This window comes from Streptomyces sp. NPDC001796 (genome assembly GCF_042892355.1).
Taxonomy (GTDB): domain Bacteria; phylum Actinomycetota; class Actinomycetes; order Streptomycetales; family Streptomycetaceae; genus Streptomyces.
The window spans coordinates 1-4427 of record NZ_JBIAUC010000042.1 but is presented as its reverse complement, the minus strand read 5'-3'; the positions used below and the strand labels follow the sequence as shown (position 1 = coordinate 4427).

The following is a 4427-nucleotide window of genomic DNA, read 5'->3' as shown; positions in this document are numbered from 1 at the left end:
CCCGCGGAGCGGGTCCCATCGCGCTGCGCGCGATGCAAGCGAACCCCTGCGCTGCGCGCAGGGGTTGCGCTCCCGCGGAGCGGGAGCGCTGGCTGACCGCTGCGCGGTCAGCTCACCCGCCCTGCTGCGCAGGGCGGGTGACGCTCCGTCCGCTGCGCTCCCGGAGCGGTGGGGGCTGCGCCCCCACCCGGTGCCTTCGCTGCGCTCCGGTCACCGTGTGGCGCTTCGCGCCACGAAGGCCGGCCCCGCTGCGCGGGGCCGGGCAACGGGCCTGCGGCCCGAGCAGCAGCAGGGGTGGGTGGTGGCTGTCTCTCCGGCTGGCCTCTGCGGATTTCTGGGGGCTTGACGCCGGGTCAGCGTCTACGGGACCAAGTGCTACCGATTCCCGCAACGTGCAGGGCCAGTGCGGTCAGCCCCAGGAGCATGACGTTGACTGACGAGAACGTGTGATTGGTACTGATCTCGGCCGCGTTGATGAGGAACGCGATGAAGAACAACACTGCCGCGACTATGCCGAGCATGACGAGCCCCTCTCATAGGAAGTGAACCCCGTATGCCCGGCCACCGCCCCCTCAGACATGGGCGGCGCCTCCGGAATGGTCTGGCCGGCTCGTGCAGGCAGGCTGACGGATCCTCAGGCGTGGACGTGGCGGGTGCTTGCGGCCTTGTGCGAGGCGGCGTGATGCGCGGGCCGGCCTGTCGGGGGGACTGCGAGACGCCGCAAGGACAGGCTGGCGGTGGCGAGGAGAGCGGTGAAGACGGCCAGGAGGAGGACGGACACCCACATCTGCCGGCTCCCGGGGGCCTGCCAGCCGGTCCAGACGGCGGAGCCCGCCCACAGCAGGACGCCCGCGGCGTAGAAAGAGCGGACCCGGTGCAGCTGCCGCACGGCCCGCAGGAACTCGATGCGTTCGGTCTTCGGTGCCATGCGGGGCCGTGTACCCCAGGGCGCGCTGTTCAGCAGACCAGGCTTACTTGCTGCCTGGGCGCCTCTGGTCTTGTTGCTGGGTGCGTCCTTCGAAGTCGCGTCGTACTGCTGCGCCTTGGTCTTCGACCAGCCCTGCACTGTCGGGGAAGTCCAGGACGGCGCCGCAGTGCTTGCACAGTTTCCCGTCCTCGGCGGGCGTGCCGCAGGCCTTGCAGAACTGGTTGCCTTTGTTGTCATCAGTCTTCTGTGCCATGACTCTCCCCGGCAGGCTGGGCTGTGATTGGACAGTGACGAATGCGGAGTACCCGCGGCTTCCGTGTCGATTCTCCAGGACGTCTGCTTCATTTTTTAGTTTGCGATAGACTTTGGAATCAGACGGCTCCAGAGGTTCTGGGAATCTGTGACCCGCTGCACGGGGGTCATCTTGTCCCGCATCGGAGGTGTGGATCCGGTGTCTCGGTGGGCACTGTGGACGAATATCCGTTGTCGACAGGCTAGTTGCTCGCGCCTTGGTGTGTGAGAGCTGTCGTCCGGCTCGCAGGAGAGAGTAGAGCGAATGCCTGTCAAGGAACTTCGTCCTCATCAGCGAGAAGCCGTGGACGCAGTGCTCCGGGCGCTCGAATTGCCTGCACGATCTATGGTGCCGGAGCGGGGGCTCCGCACTCAGGTGATCATGGCAACCGGAACGGGCAAGACGCTCGTGGCCACCCGCAGCGCTGAGGAGCTCCGTGCCGGACGTGTGCTGGTGCTCGTTCCCTCCCTGGATCTGCTTGCCCAGACCGAGGCCGCGTGGCGCGAGGGAGGCCGCACGGGCCCGATGATCGGCGTGTCCTCGTTGCGGGGTGAGGAGGTGTCCTTCCCCAACACCACGGACGTGGAGGAGTTGGTCGACTGGGTGAGGCCGTTCGACAAGGTCACGGTGTTCGCCACGTACGCCTCGCTGGGGCTGGGCACGCTGGAGCGGGCCCACAAGGCCGGCCTTCCGGGGTGGGATCTGATCGTCGTGGACGAGGCGCACCGGTGTTCGGGCCGGATCGGGAAGCCGTGGGCGGTCGTCCACGACAACACCCGCATCCCGGCCCTGCGTCGCCTGTACATGACGGCCACGCCCCGCCTGTGGCAGTTGGACGGGGACTCCGAGCAGGGCGCGCCGGGCGAGCTGGTGGCGAGCATGGAGGACGACCCGGAGGGGCCGTTCGGCGCCAGGTGTTACACGCTGACGCTCTCGGATGCCATCGACAGGGGAATCTGTGCCCCCTACCAGGTGGTGTGCGTGGACATCACCGACACTCAGCTCCAGGCAGCGCAGCTTCTGGGGGCTGAGGGCCGGTCGGATGAGGTGCGTGGGGCGCGGCTCGCGGCGCTGCAGACGGCGCTGGTGAAGGCGTCCTCGGAGGAGAACTTCCGGCGCACGCTGGTCTTCCACCACGTTGTCAAGGAGGCCGAGGCGTTCGCGGCCGGCCTTCCTCACGTCGCGAAGCGGCTGCATGCCGCCGACCCGGAGCTGTACCCGCGCACGGTCTGGGCGGACTGGTTGTGCGGCGATCACAAGCCGAACCACCGGCGGCGGGTTCTTGCGGAGTTCGCGGCCGGGATCGCCACGGATGGCACGGTCGTGGAGAAGGGGTTCCTGGGGTCGGTGAAGGTGCTGGGCGAGGGCGTCGACACCAAGAACTGTGACTCCGTCTACTGGGCCGACGTGCGCGGTTCCATGCCTGACCTCGTCCAGGCCGTGGGCCGGGCGCTGCGGATGCAGCCCGGCGAGGGCAAGGTCGCCTCCCTCGTGGTGCCGGTCTTGCTCGGGCCCGGCGAGACGGTGGACAGCATGCTGACCTCGCGGGCGTTCGGGGGGTTGGCGAAGCTGCTGGAAGCGCTCAGGGCGCATGACGCCCGAGTGGTGGAGGCTCTGGCGCAGCAGCAGGCTCAGAGCCGTGTCAGGGGCGTTCAAAGCCGCAGCGGGGGTCAGGAGGGCCGAGGCGAGGGGGAAGAGGAAGGGTCTGGGCCGTCGGCTCCGGCCCGGCATCTGCTGAAGTTCTCCACGCCGCGTGACCCCGCGCTGCTGGCGGCGTTCATCAACCTGCGGGTCCTCAACCCTGAGCATGAGCACTGGCGGCGCGGCATCGAGGCCGCCGTCATCTACAACCGGCTCCACGGCGGCCTGAAGGTCCCGTTCACGTACCGCGTGCCCGGCGGCGACGACCAGGAGGCCAAGGTCGAGGGGTGGCCGGCCGCGCTCACCGGGTTCCCCCTTGGGCAATGGATCGCCGACGCAAGAAGGTTCTATGCCCGCGGCGATATGGACGAGGACCGCGTCCAGCAGTTGGAGAAGCTGGGCATGGTGTGGTCGCACTTCGACGTCGCATGGGAAGAGGGCCTGGCCGCCGCGCGCGGATGGGCCGCCGAAAACGGGCATCTCCTGGCACCGCTGGACGCCACCTACCAGGGCTACCGGGTAGGCATCTGGCTGAAGAACGCCAGGGCCGCGGCCCGGAAGGCTGCCGAGATCGAGCAGCGGCGTGCCGAGGGACTGCCGGTTCAGTCGGTAGCCGGCGCGCTGTCGGAGGAGCGGCGCGAGCAGTTGGAAGAGATCGACCCGTCGTGGTGCCCCGCCTGGCCCGTGGAGTGGCAGCGCGCCTTCCACCTGGCCCGGCTACACCTGGAGGCCGGCGGCGAGCTGCCCATGTCACCGGGCGAGGTCGTGCACCAGGGCGAGGATCTGGGGCGGTGGGTACGCTCGGTCCGCCTCGGCTGGCACAAACTCACAGGCGTCCAGCAGTGGATGTGCGAACACATCCTCGGCATCCAACCCGCAGCCGAGGACGAGAAACCGAAGCCGCGCCGTAGCCAGGCAGACAAGTGGGCAACGAACTACGCGGCCGCCAAGCAGTACTACGAGCGCGAGGGGCACCTCCGCGTGCCCCGCAAGCATGTCGAGCGCATCATCGTCGCCAGCGGAGACGACGGCCGCGACGGCGAGAGCGGCGAGGACCAGGAGGAACGAGAGATCAAGCTCGGGGCATGGGTGGGGAATCAGAGATCCAGAGCCGCGACACTGACACCGGAACGCGTGGAACAGCTCAGCGCCATCGGCATGCGCTGGACATAAGCAGCGCACAGGCGCAGCAGTGGGCCGGACAGAATGATCCTGTCCGGCCCCGCTCTCGTCGGGTCAGCCGCCCTGCTGTGCGGCTTTCCAGCGCTCGGTCAGCTCTTCCTTCCAGCCCCGCGCCGGCGGGGAGGCCCGGTCCCGCGGGCACAACGCGGCGCCGATGGCTGGAACACCCCCGGCGCCGGCGTCAGCGCGGAGGACCTGCCGCAGCAGGGCGGGGAAGCTCCAGGCTCGTGGGGGCGACGAAGCGCGCTACTGCCCGCGCCCACAGCGGCGCGGGTAGTCTCGCCATTAGCCTCGCGCTTTCGCGAGACGTCGTGTCCGAGGGTTGATCGAATAAGCAGAGAGTGCTTCTGACCTGCAACGATGGGACTTGTCGAGGGTCCTGTT

The 4427-nt window shown here is 68.7% G+C and carries 4 protein-coding genes; 1 reads left to right on the top strand and 3 read right to left on the bottom strand.

The features are described 5' to 3' along the window. Positions 1 to 353: 353 nt before the first annotated feature. From ACFYZE_RS36020 to ACFYZE_RS36010, 3 genes are all read right to left on the bottom strand, one after another. Positions 354 to 521 (bottom strand): hypothetical protein, encoded by a 168-nt coding sequence (locus ACFYZE_RS36020; protein ID WP_165939570.1) that lies wholly within the window; start codon positions 519 to 521, stop codon positions 354 to 356. A gap of 113 nt (positions 522 to 634) precedes the next feature. After that, positions 635 to 928 carry a hypothetical protein gene (locus ACFYZE_RS36015; RefSeq protein ID WP_389003898.1) on the bottom strand — a complete coding sequence of 98 codons (294 nt, stop codon included), beginning with the start codon at positions 926 to 928 and terminating at the stop codon, positions 635 to 637. A gap of 43 nt (positions 929 to 971) precedes the next feature. After that, positions 972 to 1181, bottom strand: a complete 210-nt coding sequence (locus ACFYZE_RS36010) for a hypothetical protein (RefSeq protein ID WP_389003895.1) — start codon at positions 1179 to 1181, stop codon at positions 972 to 974. Between the two features lie 303 nt (positions 1182 to 1484). Between ACFYZE_RS36010 and ACFYZE_RS36005 the strand changes: the two genes are divergently transcribed. Further along, on the top strand, positions 1485 to 4034 hold the full coding sequence (locus ACFYZE_RS36005; protein ID WP_389003892.1) for a Helicase associated domain protein: 2550 nt from the start codon (positions 1485 to 1487) through the stop codon (positions 4032 to 4034). Positions 4035 to 4427: the final 393 nt, after the last annotated feature.